Annotated in this window: 17 protein-coding genes; 8 read left to right on the forward strand and 9 right to left on the reverse strand. The window is 40.6% G+C overall.

Annotated features, from left to right (window positions below; translation table 11 throughout):
* The first annotated feature begins 11 nt into the window (after window positions 1–11).
* From ACO6S2_RS10665 to ACO6S2_RS10690, 6 genes are all read left to right on the forward strand, one after another.
* On the forward strand, window positions 12–5,960 hold the full coding sequence (locus ACO6S2_RS10665) for a DUF5675 family protein (protein ID WP_422358535.1): 5,949 nt from the start codon (window positions 12–14) through the stop codon (window positions 5,958–5,960).
* Window positions 5,957–6,529, forward strand: a complete 573-nt coding sequence (locus ACO6S2_RS10670) for a hypothetical protein (protein WP_422358536.1) — start codon at window positions 5,957–5,959, stop codon at window positions 6,527–6,529. Before ACO6S2_RS10665 ends, ACO6S2_RS10670 begins: the two co-directional genes overlap by 4 nt.
* A gap of 368 nt (window positions 6,530–6,897) precedes the next feature.
* Window positions 6,898–7,233, forward strand: coding sequence for an SH3 domain-containing protein (locus tag ACO6S2_RS10675; RefSeq protein WP_422358537.1), 336 nt, complete (start codon window positions 6,898–6,900; stop codon window positions 7,231–7,233).
* 28 nt (window positions 7,234–7,261) lie between these two features.
* A complete protein-coding gene (locus ACO6S2_RS10680; RefSeq protein ID WP_422358538.1) occupies window positions 7,262–7,807 on the forward strand; it encodes an REP-associated tyrosine transposase in 546 nt (181 codons plus the stop codon).
* A 122-nt stretch (window positions 7,808–7,929) separates the two neighbouring features.
* The gene (locus tag ACO6S2_RS10685) at window positions 7,930–8,142 is read left to right on the forward strand and encodes a hypothetical protein (RefSeq protein WP_422358539.1); all 213 of its coding nucleotides are present in this window, start codon (window positions 7,930–7,932) and stop codon (window positions 8,140–8,142) included.
* 563 nt (window positions 8,143–8,705) lie between these two features.
* Entirely contained in the window at window positions 8,706–10,274 is a 1,569-nt protein-coding gene (locus ACO6S2_RS10690) for a hypothetical protein (RefSeq protein ID WP_422358540.1), read from the forward strand.
* A 3-nt stretch (window positions 10,275–10,277) separates the two neighbouring features.
* On the opposite strand, the gene ACO6S2_RS10695 is transcribed toward ACO6S2_RS10690, so the two are convergent.
* Window positions 10,278–11,009, reverse strand: coding sequence for a toxin-antitoxin system YwqK family antitoxin (locus ACO6S2_RS10695; protein ID WP_422358541.1), 732 nt, complete (start codon window positions 11,007–11,009; stop codon window positions 10,278–10,280).
* A gap of 487 nt (window positions 11,010–11,496) precedes the next feature.
* On the opposite strand from ACO6S2_RS10695, the gene ACO6S2_RS10700 reads away from it, so the two are divergent.
* A complete protein-coding gene (locus ACO6S2_RS10700; RefSeq protein ID WP_422358542.1) occupies window positions 11,497–12,810 on the forward strand; it encodes a hypothetical protein in 1,314 nt (437 codons plus the stop codon).
* Window positions 12,811–12,813: 3 nt separating this feature from the next.
* Here the strand turns inward: ACO6S2_RS10700 and ACO6S2_RS10705 are convergent, their stop codons facing one another.
* The 7 genes from ACO6S2_RS10705 to ACO6S2_RS10735 all read right to left on the reverse strand — a co-directional run bounded on the left by ACO6S2_RS10705 (window position 12,814) and on the right by ACO6S2_RS10735 (window position 19,372).
* The gene (locus ACO6S2_RS10705) at window positions 12,814–14,550 is read right to left on the reverse strand and encodes an ABC transporter ATP-binding protein (protein ID WP_422358543.1); all 1,737 of its coding nucleotides are present in this window, start codon (window positions 14,548–14,550) and stop codon (window positions 12,814–12,816) included.
* Between the two features lie 83 nt (window positions 14,551–14,633).
* On the reverse strand, window positions 14,634–15,230 hold the full coding sequence (locus tag ACO6S2_RS10710) for a hypothetical protein (RefSeq protein WP_422358544.1): 597 nt from the start codon (window positions 15,228–15,230) through the stop codon (window positions 14,634–14,636).
* 13 nt (window positions 15,231–15,243) lie between these two features.
* The gene (locus tag ACO6S2_RS10715; protein WP_422358545.1) at window positions 15,244–15,870 is read right to left on the reverse strand and encodes a DUF4136 domain-containing protein; all 627 of its coding nucleotides are present in this window, start codon (window positions 15,868–15,870) and stop codon (window positions 15,244–15,246) included.
* Window positions 15,871–15,987: 117 nt separating this feature from the next.
* Entirely contained in the window at window positions 15,988–16,860 is an 873-nt protein-coding gene (locus tag ACO6S2_RS10720; RefSeq protein WP_422358546.1) for a TolB family protein, read from the reverse strand.
* 36 nt (window positions 16,861–16,896) lie between these two features.
* Entirely contained in the window at window positions 16,897–17,805 is a 909-nt protein-coding gene (locus ACO6S2_RS10725) for a DMT family transporter (RefSeq protein WP_422358547.1), read from the reverse strand.
* Between the two features lie 27 nt (window positions 17,806–17,832).
* On the reverse strand, window positions 17,833–18,783 hold the full coding sequence (locus ACO6S2_RS10730) for a bifunctional helix-turn-helix transcriptional regulator/GNAT family N-acetyltransferase (protein ID WP_422358548.1): 951 nt from the start codon (window positions 18,781–18,783) through the stop codon (window positions 17,833–17,835).
* Between the two features lie 79 nt (window positions 18,784–18,862).
* Entirely contained in the window at window positions 18,863–19,372 is a 510-nt protein-coding gene (locus ACO6S2_RS10735; RefSeq protein ID WP_422358549.1) for a GNAT family N-acetyltransferase, read from the reverse strand.
* Between the two features lie 45 nt (window positions 19,373–19,417).
* On the opposite strand from ACO6S2_RS10735, the gene ACO6S2_RS10740 reads away from it, so the two are divergent.
* Window positions 19,418–19,798 carry a rhodanese-like domain-containing protein gene (locus ACO6S2_RS10740; protein WP_422358550.1) on the forward strand — a complete coding sequence of 127 codons (381 nt, stop codon included), beginning with the start codon at window positions 19,418–19,420 and terminating at the stop codon, window positions 19,796–19,798.
* A gap of 6 nt (window positions 19,799–19,804) precedes the next feature.
* Here ACO6S2_RS10740 and ACO6S2_RS10745 read toward each other — a convergent pair whose 3' ends face one another.
* Window positions 19,805–20,866: an exo-beta-N-acetylmuramidase NamZ family protein gene (locus ACO6S2_RS10745; RefSeq protein ID WP_422358551.1), complete on the reverse strand. Its 1,062-nt coding sequence runs from the start codon at window positions 20,864–20,866 to the stop codon at window positions 19,805–19,807.
* Between the last annotated feature and the right edge of the window lie 106 nt (window positions 20,867–20,972).

Here is a 20,972-nt window from a genome sequence, read left to right on the forward strand (position 1 = left end):
GCAATAAGATCATGAAATTACGACCAAATAACACAATTTTTTTCGGCCTTGTTTTTCTTTTTGCTATGGCCTGTTTTAGCAGTTTCGCTCAAGGGCCAGCACCTGATCCAGACCCAGGAGGTGGTAGTGGAGGTGGTAGTGGAGGAGGTGGTGGCACTAGTGGAACACCAGCCAGGCCATCTACATCATTTAGTACTTATTATCAATGTGGTACTACAAAAGTGAAAAGAAACTCGAACGCACCAGCAGGAACGGTGTGGTACTGGCAGACTTCTTCTGGTGGAACAAGTAAATCGTACCAGGGTACCTACTATTCATTTACCAGTTCTAGATCTGTATACCTTAGATCATACAATCCTTACAGTAGAAAATGGGGTAGTGCCCAGAGCGCTGGCTATAAAAGCGTAAACCCGAATAACTTGAATGCAGGGAATACAAGTGGAGCGAAGACTATTTGTTATGGCGCTTCTGCCGGAACTTTAGGGAATTCTTCCAGTGCTAGTGGTGGTTTATCTTCTTATAGCTATCAATGGCAGGTGTCCAGTAACAATTCCAGTTGGTCCAACATTTCAGGAGCTACGGGTACGTCGTATTCACCAGGAAATTTAACGGCTACCAGGTATTACCGCCGTAGAGTAACCTCCTGTGGGCAAACCAAGTACGCCGCCAGCGAAAAAATTACCGTAAGAGGTAATTTGAAATCAGGAAGTATCGGCAATGCGCAAACGGTATGTTACAATGGTAACCCCAGTACATTGACCAATACCGCTTCGGCTTCTGGTGGAGCTACTCGTTATTATCAGTGGCAAAAATCAACATCGAGCTCATCTAGCGGTTATTCAAACATCAGTGGAGCTACCGGTAGCACTTATAATCCACCTACTCTGACCCAGAATACTTGGTATCGGAGAAGGGTAACCTCGAGCTCAGGGTGTGGAACTAAATATACCAACGTGATAAAGGTGACCGTTCGATCTAATCTAAGCGCTGGAAGTATTGGTAATGCCCAAACCTTATGCTATAATAATGATGCAAGTACGTTGACCAATACTGCTTCTGCTTCCGGAGGAGCCACAAGAACCTATCAGTGGCAACAGTCCACTACTAGTTCTTCCAGTGGATTTGCAAATATCAGTGGAGCTACAAGCAGTACATACAATCCTCCCGCCTTGACTCAAACTACATGGTATAGAAGAAGGGTAACCTCCAGTTCAGGTTGCGGAACTAAGTATACCAACGTCATTAAGCTGACGGTGTATGGCAATTTGGTGGCAGGAAGTATAAGCGAGCCACAAACGCTCTGCTACGGCAGTGATCCAGTGGCCTTCAACAATACATCATCTGCCACTGGCGGCACAGGCCTTAGCTACATATGGCAACAGTCCACTACCAGCGCATCCAGTGGATTTTCGAATATCATGGGTGAGATCAATAGCACCTATAACCCTCCTGTGCTCTACCAGTCTACCTGGTATAGAAGGGGTGTTGTATCGGGGGCTGGATGTGGAACAAAGTATACCAGCGCCGTAAAAGTTACTATTCATGATGAATTGCTGTCAGGAAGCATCGGCAATGCCCAAACCATCTGTTACAATACAGACGCAGCCGCTTTGACCAGCGAGGTGTCAGCTTCAGGTGGAGATAGTAGGGTTTACCAGTGGCAGTCGTCTACGACTAGTGCTTCTGTTGGCTTTTCAGATATCATTGGAGAAACAGCTTCCACCTATGACCCTGGTTCATTGACTCAGACCACATGGTTTAGAAGAAATGTGATTTCCTGCGAATCAACCTTAGGTAGTAACGTGATTGCCGTGAATGTATATGAGCCAATGACATCAGGTACGATTGCAGGCCCGTCAAGTTTGTGTTACATAGAATCAGGTGTAATTAATGCTACCAGCCCTACAGGGGCAAACGGTAGTTATAATTATCAATGGCAAACATCTATAGATCAAGCCAATTGGTTGGATATGGACGGTGCCACTTCTAGTTCTTTGGTGCTAGCCGATTCGTCTCAGTCAGCCTATTATAGAAGACAAGTGAATACCAGTTGCAATATTTTGCTTTCAAATGAAATATTTGTTGAAGTGAAGTCGGCGATAGATCCAGGATCCCTTGGTGATGATTTGGTAATCTGCGAAGAATACGTAGCAGATCCTATCATTGGGTCTGATCTTTCATCTCAAGGTGCCACTTACCAATGGCAAGAGTCGGCAGATGGAAACGTCTGGTTAGATATTGCTTCAGCTACCAACCAGAATTATACGCCCCAGGCACATAATAGCTACTATCGCAGAGCCGTAACAGTCGATGGCTGTACCGTTTTCAGTGATGTCAAACAAATTGAAGCCATCGCTTGTGTGGCAGCGGCAGGAGAAGATAAGGTAACTACATCTGATGATCAGCCCATGACACTATCCGGAAGTCCGGATGGCGGAACCTGGACAGGTGCTGGCGTTGTCGATGATATTTTTGATCCAAGGGTTGCGGGAGAAGGCCTACACGAACTTACCTATACTTATACCACGGCTCCAGGAGGAACTACCGAAGACAAGCTTTTGGTAGATGTATCATTTGCTTCTATTGCGCCTGAAGAATTAGCAAAGCACATTTTTCAATACAAATATGATCAACGCCACCGTTTGATCGCTAAGCTAGTGCCTGGCGCCGGCTGGGAGTACATCGTCTACGATGCACGCGATCGGGTCGTATTGACCCAGACAGCCAATCAGCGTCTGGAAGATAAATGGTCTTTCGTGAAGTACGACCAGTTTAATCGCCCAATAATTACAGGAGAGAAAGTGATTGCAGGAGATGTGGAAAACATCCGGGCAGCGGTAGCCAGTAGTGAAGGGGTTGAATCCTTTGATACGAATGGATTGGTTCAGTATACCAATACAGCCTATCCTGTAGGTATCAGTATCGATGAGATATTGTCCGTCACTTACTACGACAATTATGACTTCACGAGTGAAGGATTTCAATTGCCAGCCGGTGTATTTGATGCGACAGAAAACAAGCTCATTCCTGCCGAAAGTACCTTTGGGGTGAAAGGGTTGACCACCGGGTCTATGGTCAAAATCTCGGGGACCACAGATCAGTTTGTGAGCACGGTCAACTTCTATGATAACGACTATCGCGTAGTGCAGACTGTGGCTCAAAACCATAAAGGAGGTACGGACAGAATGACGGCTCAGTACCACTGGCGAGGATTGCTTATGAAAACTTATGTAGAACATCAGAGCCCGGATGCCAATATTGGGAACCTGAGTATTACTCAGGTATATACTTATGACCGTATGGGCAGACACCTGACGACTACGCATCAGATAGGAAGTGATACGCCTGTACCCTTGGTGAGCAACAGCTATAACGCCCTGGGCCAGTTGATCAACAAAAGCCTGGCCGATGGTTTTGATGAAGTAGATTACGCCTACAACATCAGAGGGCAAATCACGCAAATGAACGACCCGAATGATGCAGAGGATCACCTTTTCGAGATGGCCTTCAAGTATCAGGATGCTACTCATGCCAAGTGGGATGGTACGATAGGAGAGGTGGCTTGGAAAAACCCCTACGAATCGCAAACCAATGGTTTCGACTACCAGTATGATGAGATGAATCGAATCAGCGAAGCGACCGGATTGGGCGAAGCGATCAACTATGACCTGTCCGCCATCAGCTATGATCTCAACGGAAACATCAAGTCCTTGAAACGTAAAGGCACCCATGCGGATACAACGAATCAAATGATTGACGATTTGGTATATGCCTACCATGAAAATACCGATCACCTTATCGGTGTGACGGACACTTCGGATAAATCGACAGGATTCTTTGACGGTAATACAGCAGGGGAAGACTATGCTTACGATGCCAACGGCAACCTGACGATGGACAAAAACAAAGGCATCACCGCGATGACCTACAACCATCTCAACCAGCCCCTGACTGTAAGTCTGAGCCATGTAGCTGGCGACAGTAGTAAGACCCAGCATACAGAGAATATTTACGCAGGCGCACAGAAGGTGGCACAGGTACACTACATAGATGGAGTGGCAACCAAGCGCACCGACTACATCGGAGGCTTTGTGTATGAAAATGATACCCTGCAGTTTATAGCTCATGATCAGGGACGTGTAGTGGCTGAGAGAGATGTCAACAATCAATTCGTGGAGTATGAATACCAATATCATTTGACTGATCACTTGGGTAACATTCGTGTGACCTTCAAAACGGAAATCGATGAGGACAACTATCTGGCCACGATGGAGAATCAGGATACGACATCCATCAAAGCCTACTTCGAGAAGTATGACGAAGTGTCTCGAATCAAGTCCACACTGTTCGACCATACCACAGACAGCACAGGCTATGCGATACATCTCGATGGTAGTGCGAACAAAAGAATCGGACTGGCTAAGTCTTTGATGGTGATGCCGGGAGATACAGTAGACATGGAAGTGTTTGCCAAGTATTACCACAACGATAGCTCAGCCAGCTGGACGGCCCTACTCAATACCGTAGCGGCCAATATAGCAGGAGGAGCGCCGGACGTGGTCTACGAAGCAGCCAACAACGCCTCAGGACTTCCTTTTGCAGACTTTTTTAGTGGAAATAGAAATCCAGAAGACGCCCCAAAGGCCTATCTCAATTATCTGGTATTTGACAGCAACTATAAAGTAGATTCGACCAGATGTGGTTTTCAACAGATCAGTACCGTAGCCGAAGAAAAAGGTAGCAATGGAGACCACGAAAAACTCAGTCATCAACTTACTTTTGATAAGCCAGGATATGTATATATTTACTTGTCCAATGAGGAAGATACGCCCATGGATGTGTTCTTTGACGATTTTAAGGTCACGCAGAAGCATAGTCCTGTAGTACAGAAGGATGATTATTATCCTTTCGGCCTCTCGTTTAACTCGTACACCAGAGCAGCGATCACTGATCAGAACTTCAAGTTCAATGCAGGTAGTGAGCTGGAATCTATGACTGACTGGTACAGTACACCATTTAGAAAGTATGATCCGAGCCTGGGCAGGTTCCATGGGGTGGATGCTTTGGCGAGTATGTATAGCTCGTGGTCTCCGAGTCAGTTTGCTGGGAATAATCCTGTGATGTATAATGATCCTACTGGGCTACATAGAGATGATCCAGATGGAGAACCTAGTGCGCCTGGGAATCCATTTAGAAATAGCGGTTTATTGGTGAGCTCTGGTACACATTGGAGTAACTCAATGAGATCAGAGGAAGATAATGCAAGATATATGAGTAGTAATACGTGGAACAAATATTACGGAACGGATCAGATGACCGAAAGTGAAAAAGCTGATTTCGCTGAAAACCTGGCAGATCCAGTTTATAAAGTAACTTCAGAAAAAGGAACCTTTTACTACCTAGATAATAGTTTTCATGATGATTTTAAGGGTGGAGTATGGTATAAGGCACAGAATATGAGTCTTGCTCCAAAATATGGAGTTACCATCTATCAAAACAGGTTCTTGTCTTCCGAAAGTGCTACAATAAGTACCTTTAGCGCTGTGGCTGTTGAATCTGTAAGAAGAATAAATGGATACCTTTTTGAACCTGGAGGTCCCTCTACTTTCGAAAGTGGAAAGGATAAGGCTATTCCGGCTGGAACATATACTGTTGAACCTTATAGCAGCAAAGATCATCCGAATTCATGGATAATATCTAATGACAAAGTATCTAAGGATAGAAGGATTCTTATTCATACAGGAAACTTACCTTGTCATACGGAAGGTTGTCAGCTTCCAGGATCAGATTATGGGTTTGGCAATATGTTTGATACAGCAAATGATATATTGGTTAGAGATACATATTATGTTTCTGGAAGTAACGCCGCATTTAAAGAGTTGTCAGGGTTCTTAAGAGCATATGGTTCCGCAGGAATTCAATTAATAATTACTGATGTAAAAAAACCTGGGTTATTATGAGATTAGTTCTAAATTTTTGTTTGTTACTTATTTCTATTCCTCTGTTTGGAAAACAAGATGATGTCATAAAGGAAAAAGCAGATAGTCTGCAATTCCTTGCAAGGGAAATTTCTTATGGTAACGCATTCGAAGATGTCTATTTAAGGACGTTTCCAAGTGATTTTGATACTTTTCTACAAATATTTGGAGATAGGAACGAAACTTCATCTGGATCTTTTGATGGAGGACCATTATATGATGAAGGATATACTCATATCATGGAAATTATGCTAACAATTGATGAAAAAGTGGATTTACAGATGTACTATCAAAAACTTGTTGATGCTTCGATTAACGGTAGATGGCAAGCAGATGGAGTGAATTTTTTTTCTGGATTGGTTGGTTATAAAATGAAGGAAAGACCCGATAGGTTTTTTAGTATACTTTGTCAGAAAAACCCTGAAGAAATTGACTCTTTTTGGGATTTTTATGTGGACGGACCACATGGAGAAAAAAGACTCGATGGGATGTTACTTCTTGTAGAGGATTATCCAAAACTAAAATCAAGTGTTAAAAGATATATTAAGTGAGCCCCCAGCTCTTTTAAGTCTTAGCGAAGCGAGATTTGAAAGTGTAGGATAAGGGCCAAATCTGCAACTTCGGATATAAAATAATTAAAATGACTGACCTTAGGGTTGGTCATTTTTGTTTTGTGGGAGTGTTAGGGCACAGGACAGGAGAGACTGAACGACAGAAACAACAGGATTTGGTCATGTGAAGTGAGAGTTTAGAGTAGGGGCTAATGTGTTGTAGGACTTTCTGTCATTTTTGGTATTTCTGTCTCTAGAGGATGTTGGTTCTTTGATATAGTTAGAGATAGAACTATATTAGTGACAGCAGTTTTTTTTGAGAAAATTAAGATTAGGAATAATCCGACACAACCTTAATTTTCTAAGCTATGAAAAAGCGAATTTTTCTATCTCTTCTTCTCTTATCAATCAGTTTCATTTCATTTTCTCAGACCTACTATGTATCTGTTGGTTCATTGAACCTAAGGAGTGAATCAAACACAAACTCTGAGGTGCTAGCAAAACTCAGGTATGGTGATAATGTGGAATTCATTAGTAATGCCATTGTTGAAGGATGGTACAAGGTAAGTATTGAAGGCAAAGAGGGATTCGTATCAAATCAGTATATAAAAAGGGGTAAGTGCATAAAAAGTTCATACCCCTGCTGGCGCAAGCTTGTAGCTTGTGCTCTACGTACTACAAATCAAGCTAGTACCAGTAGATGATCTGACCTGAATCATTTAGATTTAGGCTTTGAGTAGGAAGTATAAGTTTCAAAATCCAGATGGATTATATTTTGTCAGTTTTGCTACAGTCTATTGGTTGGATATTTTTGTTCGCGATCAGTGTTTCGATTTAGTCATTCAAAGTTTAAATTTTTGCAGGAAGGAAAAGGGTATGGAAATCTATGCCTATTGTATCATGACAAGCCACATCCATCTTATTTTTAGATCCAAAGATTCAAACCCTTCCAAGCTACTCAAGGAATTTAAGACTTATACTTCTAAAAAATTGCAACAAGCTATTTCAGATAATCCACAAGAGAGTCGAAGGGAATGGCTACTTTGGATGATGGAACGTGCAGGGTTAAAGAACAGTAATGTTAAGAATAGGCAGTTTTGGCAACAGAACAATAAACCGATTGAGTTGTGGAGTGCAACTGTAATTGACCAGAAAGTTGATTATATCCATCAAAATCCTGTAGAAGCAGGTTTCGTGCTAGAACCTGAATATTGGAAATATAGTAGTGCCGCTGATTATGCTGGGAGAAAAGGAATTTTGGATATAGATTATGTTTGACTTAAGGCAAATGGATACAAGCTACAAGCTCGCACCAGCAGAGACATAGTTGAATATAAAATACGGGGAGGGCAAGGTGCGAGGTTTAGCGCAGATGGCCATACATTTTTAGGATTTATAGAATGAAAACATTTAGTATAGATATTGCAAGTGCTCCTGATCGGGAAAAGCTTGTAGCAGAAATTTGGTTAGATAATGATCTTATTGCGGAGATTAATCAAGATAATGAATTTTTAGAATTAGAAATTTATAATAAAGGAAATGAGCAACTTAGATTGAATTTTGTAGATTTTATTAATGCCTTAGAATCAGCGAAGAATAAACTTTCGGAATAGTAGTTGCTCCAACTGAGGATAGAACCCGCTCGGTCGGATTTACAATGTGACTGAAACATTGGAAGGCATCGAAATGCTTCCACTGACCGTAGCGTCTGCTAAAACCATATAAGTGGATAGGATATAATAAAATGAATGATCTTTTGGGTTGGTCATTTTTGTTTTGTGGTGATGGGCTTTATACAACAGGTTCATCCCCCACCAGGCGTAAAAAAAATAAAAAGAAGTAAAAAGGTGCAGAATTGATAATGAAGAGTAGATACGATCTAACCTTAGAGGGGTTTGTTGGTTCCTCGGTGCTATTCATTCCCTTCTGAACAAAAAGCGTGACAGGGCGAATAATCCATTAGAAATACAATCGAGGAGAAGGTCACTTTCAAAATCCATCCCTTTGCGCTAGTTTTGGGGCAAGCATTTCATGAGAATTATTCAATAGCTAAATTTTGTATACTAAGAACCTGTAAAGATTTTGATTTCACTTCACTGGCAGTTTACAAAAATTAGTGAGAAACGGGAGAGGAAACCTTTCCGAATTCACCAGCATATCAATTAACATAGATAAAATGACAAGTAAAATGTTCTTTCTGATGAGAGTGGTAGTAGTCCTATTTTTGATTTTTGGAAGTCTGCAAGCGTTTGCTCAGCAGGAGTATCTCACTTTTGATGAGGTGCAATTTTCATCCTCGCTAGAAAAAGAAACCTTAGCCAGAGTCCTGAATGATGAAGGAGACCTAATTGATGGATTTCTAATCATTTCTGCTGAAGATTCTAGCGAATTTGCAGCATGGAAAAAGGTGTATTCTCGAAAAATTGAGGAGCTTCAACAACGAAAGAAACCCAAAAAGATAGCTAAAGATGTCAAGTACCTCTATGATCAGTTACACCAAGAATTCCTTACTAAATACATGTATTTGGCTTACTTCGATGAGATTTTTGAGACTGGAGTATACAACTGCGTGACTGCAGTCGCACTTTATGCTATGGCATTCGAAGCCTGTGATATTCCCTACAATATAAAGGAAACACCTACCCATGTATATATCGTGGCAGATCCTGATGATTCTCAATTGCTAATTGAAACAACAGACCCTGTAGATGGATTCAAAACCTTTAGGCCTGGATTTAAGGAACAGTTTGTTTCTCAATTGGGAGTTCTTAAACTTATTAATGAAAATGATATTGCAAAAAAAGGTATTTACGGCGTATTTGATGAGTTCTATTTTGGTGGAGCCGTGTTGTCTTTGAAGTCGCTGGTAGGTATCCAATATTACAACAAAGGGATTTCTCTGTATGAGAATAATGATTATCATGGGGCATGGCATGCGTTTTCTATTGCTCAGCTATTTCATAGCAATGATCAAATAAATAAGATGCTTTTTGCTTCTATTGCGAGCGTGGTTTCTTATAGCGATTATTCTGATTGGAATGACATAGAATTATTGCCCTATCTAGAACGCTTTTTGGATTATGACCTTAAACAGACCAACATAGTCGGAGAATTTCAAAAAATGATAAATTATGTCCTTATTCAGAATAATGATAAAGAGACTATGAAAATGGCGTATGAGTACTTCATGGAAAAATCAAAAAATGAAGAACTCAAAAAGGAGATCTCTTTTAACTATTACAATGAACTTGCGATTAGATCATATAATAGAGCTAATTATGATCAATCATTTGGTCAATTTGCTGAAGCGTATAAAGCTAAGCCCGGACATGCCAGGGTAGAGAATATGCTTTTAGAAGCATTTAAATTAGCCTATAGATACAAAACCCCTGTAGAGGGATTAACAAGATTAGATACGTTGATCACTAACTCACCAGAACTACTGGAAAACAATAGAGTAAACTCATTGCGACTTAATTTGTATCTGGAAATTATGAAAAACAAGTTTGACTCTAAACAAGCCACCAAAGGAAATTCATATAAAGCATTGTTTGAAGAAGCTGTAGCAGCTCATCCTGATTACAGATATGACGAACATATATTGGGTACTGCCTATTCAAAAGCGGCTGTTTATTATTACAAAAGGGGATATACAACCAAGGCTAGATCTATTATCCGCACAGGGCTCAAATATGCTCCCAACAACTATGAGTTGAAATCCAGATTACGAATGGTTAGTAATTAGAGTTTAGAAGTCGATAGCAACATTGATTGATTTCTGAACGATATACGGATTACCTTGTGGTGTTTTGTACTGTCCCACTACGTCTATTTTTTTCATAATAAAAGTGCCAGGAACAGGACGGAATGTAATAATTCCCTTGTGGCTAGATTCTTTGAGTTTGGAGAGAAATTGTGTGTCTAATGCTCCATTGTCTAGTTTGCCTTGATAATAATTTCCCCTTTGTCGGTTAGAGCTAAAATAAACTTGTACAATGTATTCGCCAGAGGTTTCCAAATTATCAATTTGATTGATGACCAACTTTGGATAGCTGGTGATTTTTTCACCCTTTTTGTTATATTCAATCAAGCCAGTTTTTGGATTGTTTTCTGCGTATTCTAAGACAGACTGTAATTTACCATTTTGCCAATACTTCTTTCTTTCTCCGTGCTTCAGACCATTTTTATACAAAAACTCCATTTGCTTTCCGCCAGTTTTATAATACTGTACTGCGTTCAACTTGGTGCCATGTGCATATTCAATTTCATTTTTAATAGTGCCTGACTCGTAGTATTGTTTAACTATACCATGCCTTTTTTTATTCTCGTCTAATCGTATTTCAGATTTGATTTTACCATTCTTGTGAAACGTTTGAACTAAATTTTTATCGACAGGAGCTTCTTCAAAAGTCGATTTTATTTGATCACAAGAGGTTAATAAGAAGGTTAAAAATAAGGTCGTTGATAGTAGGTATTTCATGTTATTAAGTCTGTCATTATTCTTTTTGTAATTTGCAAGCTATTAGACACTATGTCAAGAATAAATCTATTTTAGTGGTAACTCTAATCCAATAATATCAACTCGCTCTTGTAAACCGTGCTGATTTAGGGAAGCATTTATAATACGATAAGAAAATAAATTAGGGATTCTACATACTGTAAAAGAGGTATGGGATTTTTAGTTTTTAAAGGAGTTCACTAGTTCTGATGTAGTGTGGTAGCTTTTTTAGCAAATGCATTCTGCTTTTGGTGTAGAATAAGGCAAAAAGAAGTAACTAGGTGAGTTTTAAACTACACCTTTGATCATTAGTGCAAATATGATATTGAAGAGTAGATGCAACCTATACTTAGTGGGGCACAGTCATCAAAATCAAGAAGTAAATAAACTTTATAAATCTGTTTACCTTTTATCTTTTTGTCGATTATAAGTATAGACTATTATATTTTAGCCTTTTGATTGATTAACCGTGAATACCAAAACATACGTACTCTGTCTACTTGTTTCAGGCTTTGCTTTTGTATCGAAAGCACAGACCTTCGATATCAAACTCTTCGAAAACACCCGAGGCAATACCATTGGTGAAGTGGAAAAAAACAAAGCTGAATTAGATCAAATCTCCAAAGACAACAAAGCGTTCCTCAAAGCCCAGCGCAAGACCTATAAGGCGAAAAGAGACAGTTTGGATGCACTAAGAAATCAAGATTGGAAAGATAGTACCAATAGAGAAAGGCGCCTACAGAAGCAGCACTTCATCTTTACGAATGAGTGGTACGATGTAGAAGAAATAGCCGCCTGGGATTCTACACAAATGCAATCCAAAGAAGAACTGCTACTGTACTCCAAGGACCGACTGGAAGGCAATTATTACTATGATAAGTACAATGGCATGAATAATCAGATCATGGGCTATCATAGTGAACTCAAGGACTATCGAGACAGCTTGAAGGTACACGAAGAGGATAAGGAGAAACGGGAGTACCTGATCATCCTCAAAAAACAAGAACTGTCAAAAAAATATGGCAAAGACCTGGAAGAGCGAGCAGCCAAGGAGGCCATGGAGCAAGGTAAGATCAACTTTCCTTCAAACAACCCTGAATTACAAAAAGTCCTGGGCTACAAAGAAATGGCTGATGAGGTATTGAATGTCAACCAATCCAAGGTAAAAGGAGTCAATTACTTTGAAGGAAAGGAGGAAGTGCTGGCCAAGGCTATGGAGCAAAGTGCCGAACTCAAACAGAAGTACTCCAAAGTGGTCAATTCAAACGATTTATCCACTGCGACCAAAAGAAGTTCATTGGAAGGGGATAGCTTTTGGGAGCGACTAGTATTTGGTGGAACCTTTCAGATTCATATAGATCAGGAGACTTCCATAGATCTCAACCCTGAGTTGGCCTATCGTATCAATAAGAAATGGGATGTAGGTATTGGTGGCAACTATAGATTGAATGGTGAAATAGATGATCTGCTGGGGCAGGCGCAGGATAGGCAAATCTATGGATATCGTGTTTTTACAGAGTACTTCCTCTTTAAAGGATTTCATGCACATCTGGAATTCGAGTCATTGGCGGCTAAGTCCACGGCTGCGTCTGATGATAACAAGGTGGAATGGAATAATAGCCTGCTCGCAGGAATAGAACGAAGATTCAATTTGGGTACTAATGCGCAGGCTCAGATTTCTTTATTATACAACTTCATGCATGCCGATAATCCCCTCTACAATAGCCCCTGGAATGTTAGATTTGGGTTCAACTTTAAAAAAGGAAAAAAGGATAAGAAGTAATATTTATATCCTGGCCTGATACGTGTATAAATCAAAGTACCTGCCTTCTTGAGCTATGAGCTCCTCATGGGTACCTGATTCCGCAATCTGGCCTTGTTCTATGACGAGGATTTGATCTGCTTGTTTGATGGTACTCAGCCTATGAGCGATCACAAAGGTTGTTCTTCCTTTCATCAGTGTTTTCAGGCTCTCCTGAATAAAGGATTCACTTTCAGTATCCAGATTGGAAGTCGCTTCATCCAGAATAAGGATTCTTGGGTCGGCCAATACGGCTCTTGCAATAGCGATTCGTTGTCTCTGACCACCAGATAGTTTCACGCCTCGTTCACCTATCACCGTATCCAGTCCATCTTCAAATCGGTCGGTAAACTCCTGTACATGTGCTGCTTTTACCGCTTGTTGTACTTGCTCATCAGTAGCGCCTGGTCTGGGGAAAAGGATGTTTTCTCGAATCGTACCTTCAAACAAAAAGTCATCTTGAAGCACTACGCCCAATTGATTTCGATAGCTGCTGAGTGTCATAGTAGATAGGTCTACATCATCCACCAAAATCTTTCCTGATTGGGGGCTGATAAAGGAGGCTACCAAACCTGCGATGGTTGATTTGCCTGATCCTGAGGTCCCGACTAATGCGGTCACAGAACCCGGTTGGGCTTCGAAAGATACTTCTTTGATCACATTTTTCTCTTCTTCATAGGCAAAACTTACTTGATCAAATTTGACTGAGCCGTCAATGCGTTTCATGTCATGAATACGTTCTGGGTTGTCATCTTCCGTAGGCATAGACATGATTTCTTCCGTACGATCCAGGCCAGCAAAGGCTTCAGTGATTTGGCTTCCGATATTACTCATTTGCACGATAGGAGCAATCATAAAACCCAGGTACAAGGTGAAAGACAGAAACTCACCAAAGGTTAGTTCATCGTTGATGATCATGTATCCGCCGATACCCATGATGCCCGCTGTAGCCAACCCGAGAAGGAAGGTGGCTGAGCTGGTCACGAGGGCAGTGGAGGTGAGGCTCTTCTTTACGTTCTCATATAGTCTGAGTGCTCCGGATTCAAAAATTTTGATTTCTTGTTCTTCAGCGTTAAATCCCTTGATTACTCGAATACCATTTAGCGTTTCTGTCAGACGGCCGGTAACTTCTGCGTTGATCTTGCCTCTGGTTCTGAATATGGGGCGTATGTATCCAAAGGCCTTCAAAGAGATAACCCCAAATATGGCTACTGGTACGAGTACATATAGCGTCATCATCGGACTGATTCTTATTAGCAAGACAAGTGAAAGGATAGCCGCTAAAGATCCGCCGAACAATTGTACCAAACCTGTACCCACCAAGTTTCTTACCCCTTCCACATCACTCATAATTCTTGATACCAGCGCTCCGCTTTTGTTGTCATCAAAGAAATTGATGGGAAGCTGGATGATTTGTTTTTGTACCTTAACTCTTAGCTGGGCGATGAGGTGCTGAGCTTCGACACTGAGTAATCGGGTGAGCGCAAAGCTAGTGGAGGCTTGTACTACTATGGCACCGACTACAACGAGAAGTAAGGTTTTGAGCATATCAAAGTCCTTGTTAACTATCACGTTATCGATCAGGTATTGGCTGGCGCCTGGTAGTACCAGACCTGATAGTCTGCTTATAATGATCAGCACCAACCCAAGTAGCAATAGGTTTTTTCTGGGAAGTACAATGGTTTTGAAAACGTGGCCAAAGGAGGCTTTTTGCTTACTCATAAGTAGGGATAAAAAAATATTCTAATCTATTACGGCAATTTGCCAAAATAGATTAGAATATCTGAGTAAGTCTTAAAAAAGTATTAGTTCAGGAAGATAAATCCCAGGAAGAACGAAAATGCCTGAACGTTCATGTCAAGCTTGTTGGTTTTGAAGGCCATATCATAACGTCCTCCAATATTGAGTCCGGCTCCGGCTACGCCCACTGGAATAAAAGTGCCAATTTCTGGAGCAATGGAAAAATGAGTAGAGGTTTCCGATACTGCCCACAATCCAATTTCTGTTCGAGTGTTGATAAAGGTCACACCAGCGTTGGTGCCTATATATGGACGTACACCTCCATCTTCACCCAAGTAGAAGTGCATATTAGCCATCAATGGGTATATATTCATATATCTGAATTGTGTGCCAGAAACATCAACATTACCATCTACGTTTTGAGTGCCTGTCCATTTGTCATTGAAAACTTGCCAGCCGCCTTCGCCGCCAACGGAAAAATTATCATAAATCCAGGCTCGTCCGCCGATTCTAACGCCTCTGTAACTTTCATCTTCGATGAAGTCACTCATATCACCCATCGGTATTCCTACATTCCAATCGATTTTAAATACTGACATCTGAGCAGACGCGGTTGAATTAATTAATCCAATAACTAGAGCTATTAATATATATTTTTTCATCTGTATCTACTGTTTATTTTTTGAGGTAATAGGCTGACTGATCAAAGGCCTGATCAACGTATCCATTGAGCAGGGACTCACTTATTGATCCCCTGAGTAGTCCGTTCACACCACCATTCCATACGGTTAATGCTGTGCCACCAAGCAATCCATCTTGAGCGGGATCTACCATGTGCATTAGAATTGTTCCTGAAGAATAAGAGACCACATAAGAAGGAGGGTAGTATGGTGGATATCCTCCATACCAGCAACCTGGGCATCCCCATCCCCATCCCCAACAACCATAGTAACATCCACCACCACCAACGATGTAGTTGTCAGTAAAAATGATTTCAGGTATGATAACAAGGTCTGGTGTGTTGTTTTCTGGATCCGATTCTTCCACGTATCCTAATGCATTCATATTTGCTTTGATCTGAGCTATTAGAGCCTCATCATATTCGCCGTTATAATCTTCGTAGTCTTCGTCCCAAACGACTTCATCAGCGACAGCATATGTGGTGTAACCAGAGAATGTTACTTCTTCATTTCTATACGTAATGACAATATCCAAATCGCTCACAGGTATTTCTTCACTAGGGTAGCAACTATTCAATCCTAAGGTTGCTATGGCCACTAAGATGTAGTTAAATAACTTCATTTATTAATTTTTAAAAAGAGAAATTTTTTTAAAAGAGCACCAGTCGTGGCTGGTATTCCATATTTAAAATTAGTGCAAACGGGATAATAATAAACCTACAAGTAAGAATAAAATTCATTACTCATCAATGACAATGGCCATCCACTTGAGGTTTGGGCTTATTGCTAGTCTGGACGCATTGGTTAGCTTGAATGCTTCCATATTGGCTACCAGTTGCCAGCTGTTGTCCGTTTCTCCATTGAATTTATAGATTTTGTTTTGGTTACTGAGAAATGCGGTGCCGTCAGCAGCCCAAGTCATGTCCTCTGCACCCTTGATGCATTCAGTGATATAGGTAACTTTATCGGTGTAGGGATCATAACTATTAACATACCAAATATCATCTGATTCTTTATGAATAAAACTAATAGTCTTCTGATTGGGAATTCGGCTCAATGATCTGCCCGGGTTCATCATAATGATTTTGAATTCTGAATTTTTGGTGTTCCACTCTTGTAATGAAGGGGGAGAGCCAACCACAAATGAAAAGACCGTTTTCTTATCGAACCAGCAGTAGTAACCAATTTTTTGCTCTGACGGAATGACTTTTGGTTCACCTCCTTTTATTGGGTACTTCACCAAAGTTTGACTTCCGTCGCGATCCAAAATAATACTAGAAATGTACTTGCCATCTGGCGTGAGTTTTGGAGAGAATTCGCTGCCAGGTGTATTAGTCATTCTTGTTTTTTCTTTTGACTCCAAGTTGAGTCTTACAATGTCGGTCTGATTGTCGTAGGTGGCCGCATAAACCAACTCGTCATCGCTTATAAAATAGGGTTGATTATCATATCCAGGGTTGTTGGTGATGTTAGTTGGGTTGGTCAATTTATAGGTGTCATTTTCCTTTTCTATTTCAAAAAGAAAGATTTCGGTTGAGGATTGAGCATACCCCAGCGAAAATTTGGTCAAAAGCACAATTGTGGCTAGTGCGGTCGTAATAATTCTACTCATAGATTAAAAGTACAAATATTATTTTGTTTTCAATTGTTATTTGGCCTTAACTGCCAAAATTGCACCAGCAATTACTGCTAATGCACTTATGAACCCTTGAGGAGATAGCACATCAGGTGATATCCAGCTGACTTCAATATATGCAAGCAGCGTCATTACAAAAATTGTAATCAGTGGATTGAGTGTTATTATTATTCCCACTTTGTTGGCATCTGCATATTTGAAAGCCTCACCCAAAAAGCTATACGCCAAAAACGTATTCAGACCTAAAAACAACATCAGACCCCACATCCCTATACTCATTTGAAAAATACTTTGGTAATCGACCATAGGAGCCAAAGCAAATGTTGAAAAAATGAAAAGAATGAAATTAATCGCTCGAACAGGGTAAGTGCGAACAAGAATTTTTTGGCAAACGGCATAGACTACCCAGCACATGGCAGCGAGTAAAACATAGAATGAACCCATGTTGTAAACTGACTGGCCAGTCAGTGCGGTACCATCAAGTTGATTGAGATAGAAAAAGTAAAACCCGGTCGCTGCAATGCCAATACCCACCAACTGTCTTTTGGATACTTTTTCCTTGAAGAAAACTATGCCAATGATCCCGAGTGTAAGAGGAGCGGATTGTATAATAATCTGTGCGTTGCTTGGACTTGTGAGTTCTATGCCGGCGATGTATCCAATATAATTTAGTGAAAGTCCGGCTGCAGCCACTACGGCTAGCCAGGGAAAGTGCTTGAGCGATCGGAGTTCTCCATTGTTCTTAGCTTTGATAATACCCAGTAGTAATACTGTGGCAATAGAAAATCTAAACCACGATACGGTGATAGGATCAATTTCGGCTACAGCTACTTTCAGAGCGATAGCCAAAAATCCCCACAACAAGGCGGTAAGGCCAGCGAAAATGAGTCCCTTTTGCTGATTGTTTGATGTATTTGTCATCTGTTCAATTAGGCCGGCAAGATACGATTATATCATGATTTCCATTTCAATATCACACCTTTCATACACAGACTTTTCTCCAAAGTGCTGACCAGATTTGAAACCAAGTGATTTATAAAGGTTGATGGCCGGAGTTAGTTTTTTATTGGATTCAAGGATGACTTTAGAACCGCCGAGTTGCTTGGCTTTTACTAAGACAGACAGCCCTAATTTTTTCCCAATCTGTAGGCCTTGACATTTTTCAGTGACTGCCATTTTTGCCAATTCATAAACTTCATTGTTGATTTTTATTAATGCACACGTACCTACAATTTCATCTTGATATTTGGCGAGTTTGATGGCCCCTCCAGGATTGATGATGTGGGTGTCTGGATTTTCGAGTGTCTTTCTGTCTTCGTCTTCCAACTTGAAGTATTTTTCAATCCATTCTCTATTGAGGCGAAGAAAATCTGGGGCATGCTTTGGCTGATAATCTATGATTTCTATTTGGCTCATCAGTCGGGCCTTGCGGTGTTTTTGCACTCTTTCCAGCATAGGAATTTGTTCGAAATCATCCTCGCATTGTTCTAGTGCACACAGAATATTGTGTGTATGTGTACTGATCATTTCATTCATGGCATTAGATATATCAGACCAGATAGATTGGATGCCTGGAAGCAGGTCAATGCCTTTTTGAGAGAGTTTTAGGTTTCTCTTTCTAGCATCATTTGTGTTGGCCTCAGTTTCAATGAGTCCATTTTTTTCGAGTTCTTTTACCAATTGACTCACAGACGGATGTTTGAAGCCGATGGCATCAGCAATATCTGTTACGGTTGTTCTTTCGGATTGCGATATGGCGTAATATACTGGGAACCATTTAGGTTCAAAGTCAATTTTGTTGGCGGCGTATATTTTTTTGCCATCCTTCATGATTTCATCGCTGAGTCTTTTTAGCCTACTGCCTAAGGCGAGCTCTCCGAGTTGTTTAACTGTATCCATATTGTAATATATTTAAAAACGTAGTTAACTACGTAAATAAATTATAGATTGTTTCAAAATGTACTAAATAGCATGTTAGTTAAAGGTTGAGTTCAAAGTAAATCACCTCATTATTGTAATAATGTGCTTGTCCTAAGTTATCGAAGCCGCACTTGATCAATACTTTTTGAGAAGCCATATTGTCCAGATCTGTAACGGCTACCAGCTGCTTAATGCCTAGTTTTTCATTGGCATATTTTACAACTGCTTGTGTGATTTCGGTAGCAAACCCTTGACCCCAGTAGGGTTTGTCGAATCTGTAGCCTACTTCAACCTTGTCAGTTTGATCCAGATGTTTGAGTCCGCCCCACCCAATAAAAGCATCGTTTTCCTTGAGGTATGCTGGCATGAGACCAAAACCATCTGTCTTGTATTCTGCCAATCTTTTTGTAATCCAATCTTGAGATTCTGCTTTGGATCTTGTTTTTCCTCCAGTGATGTATCGCAGAATTTCAGGGTCAGAATCGAGCTTTCTGATTTGTTCAAAGGCTAAAGTATCAGGGGTGCAGAGGTAGGTCCTTTCTGTGGTAATTAGTGGATTGATAGGCATGAAATGAAATTAGTATATTAGCGAGTAAACATAATAAGATTGAAAATGAGAAACGCAATTTGTCTTACACTGTTACTTTTTTCGGCCATTTCTTGTCAGTCGCAGGTGGCCAATCAGTTATCAGCTGAAGCCTTTAAAGCTCAAATTGAAAATGAAGAAAATTCTTTTAAAGTTTTGGATTTAAGAACGGACGAAGAAGTTGCCACTGGAATGGTTCCTGGTGCAGAGCAACTAGATTTTTTGTCAGATGATTTTGATTCGAAACTAAGGGCGCTAAATAAAGAGAATACCTACTATATCTATTGCAAATCGGGTGGTAGAAGTGGCAAAACACTCAATCAGATGACAGAATTGGGTTTCAAAAAAGTCTACGAATTGGAGGGAGGTATGAATGCCTGGAAGGCTTCCGGACTTACAACTGAATGAAGAGAATTATTTATAAATCAAATAAGCCTCTCTTTTACTCTTGAATTTTTTTATATCTGCTTGCCAGCTGGTACGAATCTCTTCTTCAGTCCACCCGTCTTCGATTTGCTTTCGTAATTCACTGGTGCCGGATAGATTGGTGAAAAAGGCATTAAAGAAGTCCTCTTTATTGTTCGCCTTTTGGTAAAAATCAATGAGGTATGACAGGCGAATTTTATTGGGAGGACTAACTGATCTTAAATCATATCCGTAACAGGTTTTGTTTTTGTGTGGAGGATATTTGGAAACTTTCGGGATACTTCTTGGTTTAAACTCAAAGTCGCCAAAGTTCGGGTCGGGATATCCCACGGCTTGAAATGGGAAATCGGTTCCGCGCCCCATACTGACATTCGTTCCTTCGAAAAGACACAGCGATGGGTAGAGTGCAATGGACTGTGCGTTAGGTAGATTGGGAGATGGTGATATAGGTAATGTATAGCTACTATCCCTTGTCCAATTTTTAAGTGCAACGATGTTGAAATCTAAAGTCTCCGATCCATTTATCCAATTTTCACCTTTGATCATTGAGGCTAATTCGCCAACTGTCATGCCATAAACGATAGGTATAGGATGTACGCCTACAAATGAGGCGTGAGCCGGGTCTAGTACTGGGCCATCAATATAGTGAGCATTGGGATTGGGCCTATCAAGTAACAAAAAGCTGATTCCATTTTCTGCACAGGCTTCCATCATATAGTGCATAGAACTGATGTAAGTATAGAATCTTGCGCCTACATCTTGTATGTCATAGATCACCAAGTCAATATCTTCCAATTGTTCTTTGGAAGGTTTTTTATTTTTACCATACAAGGATATTAGTGGTAGCCCCGTTTTTTGATCAAAGCCATCATTTACTTGTTCACCGTTGGCGAGATCACCACGGAAGCCATGTTCAGGAGCGAATATTTTGATTACATCTACTCCTGAAGCAAGCAGGGTGTCAAGTAAGTGTGTCTGGCCTACCAAAGAGGTGTGGTTAATGAGCAGAGCTATGGACTTGCCTTCTAATGCAGGTAAGTATTGATCCATTTGTTTTGCCCCGGTGGTTATGCGTTGCGGTTCGGTAACTTGTGCTTGGCAGCCATAAAAGGCCAAACAAGCAGTAAGTATAATTACACGACTAAAGTATTTGATC

The sequence above is a fragment of the Reichenbachiella sp. genome (assembly GCF_965233835.1).
Classification (GTDB): Bacteria; Bacteroidota; Bacteroidia; order Cytophagales; family Cyclobacteriaceae; genus Reichenbachiella.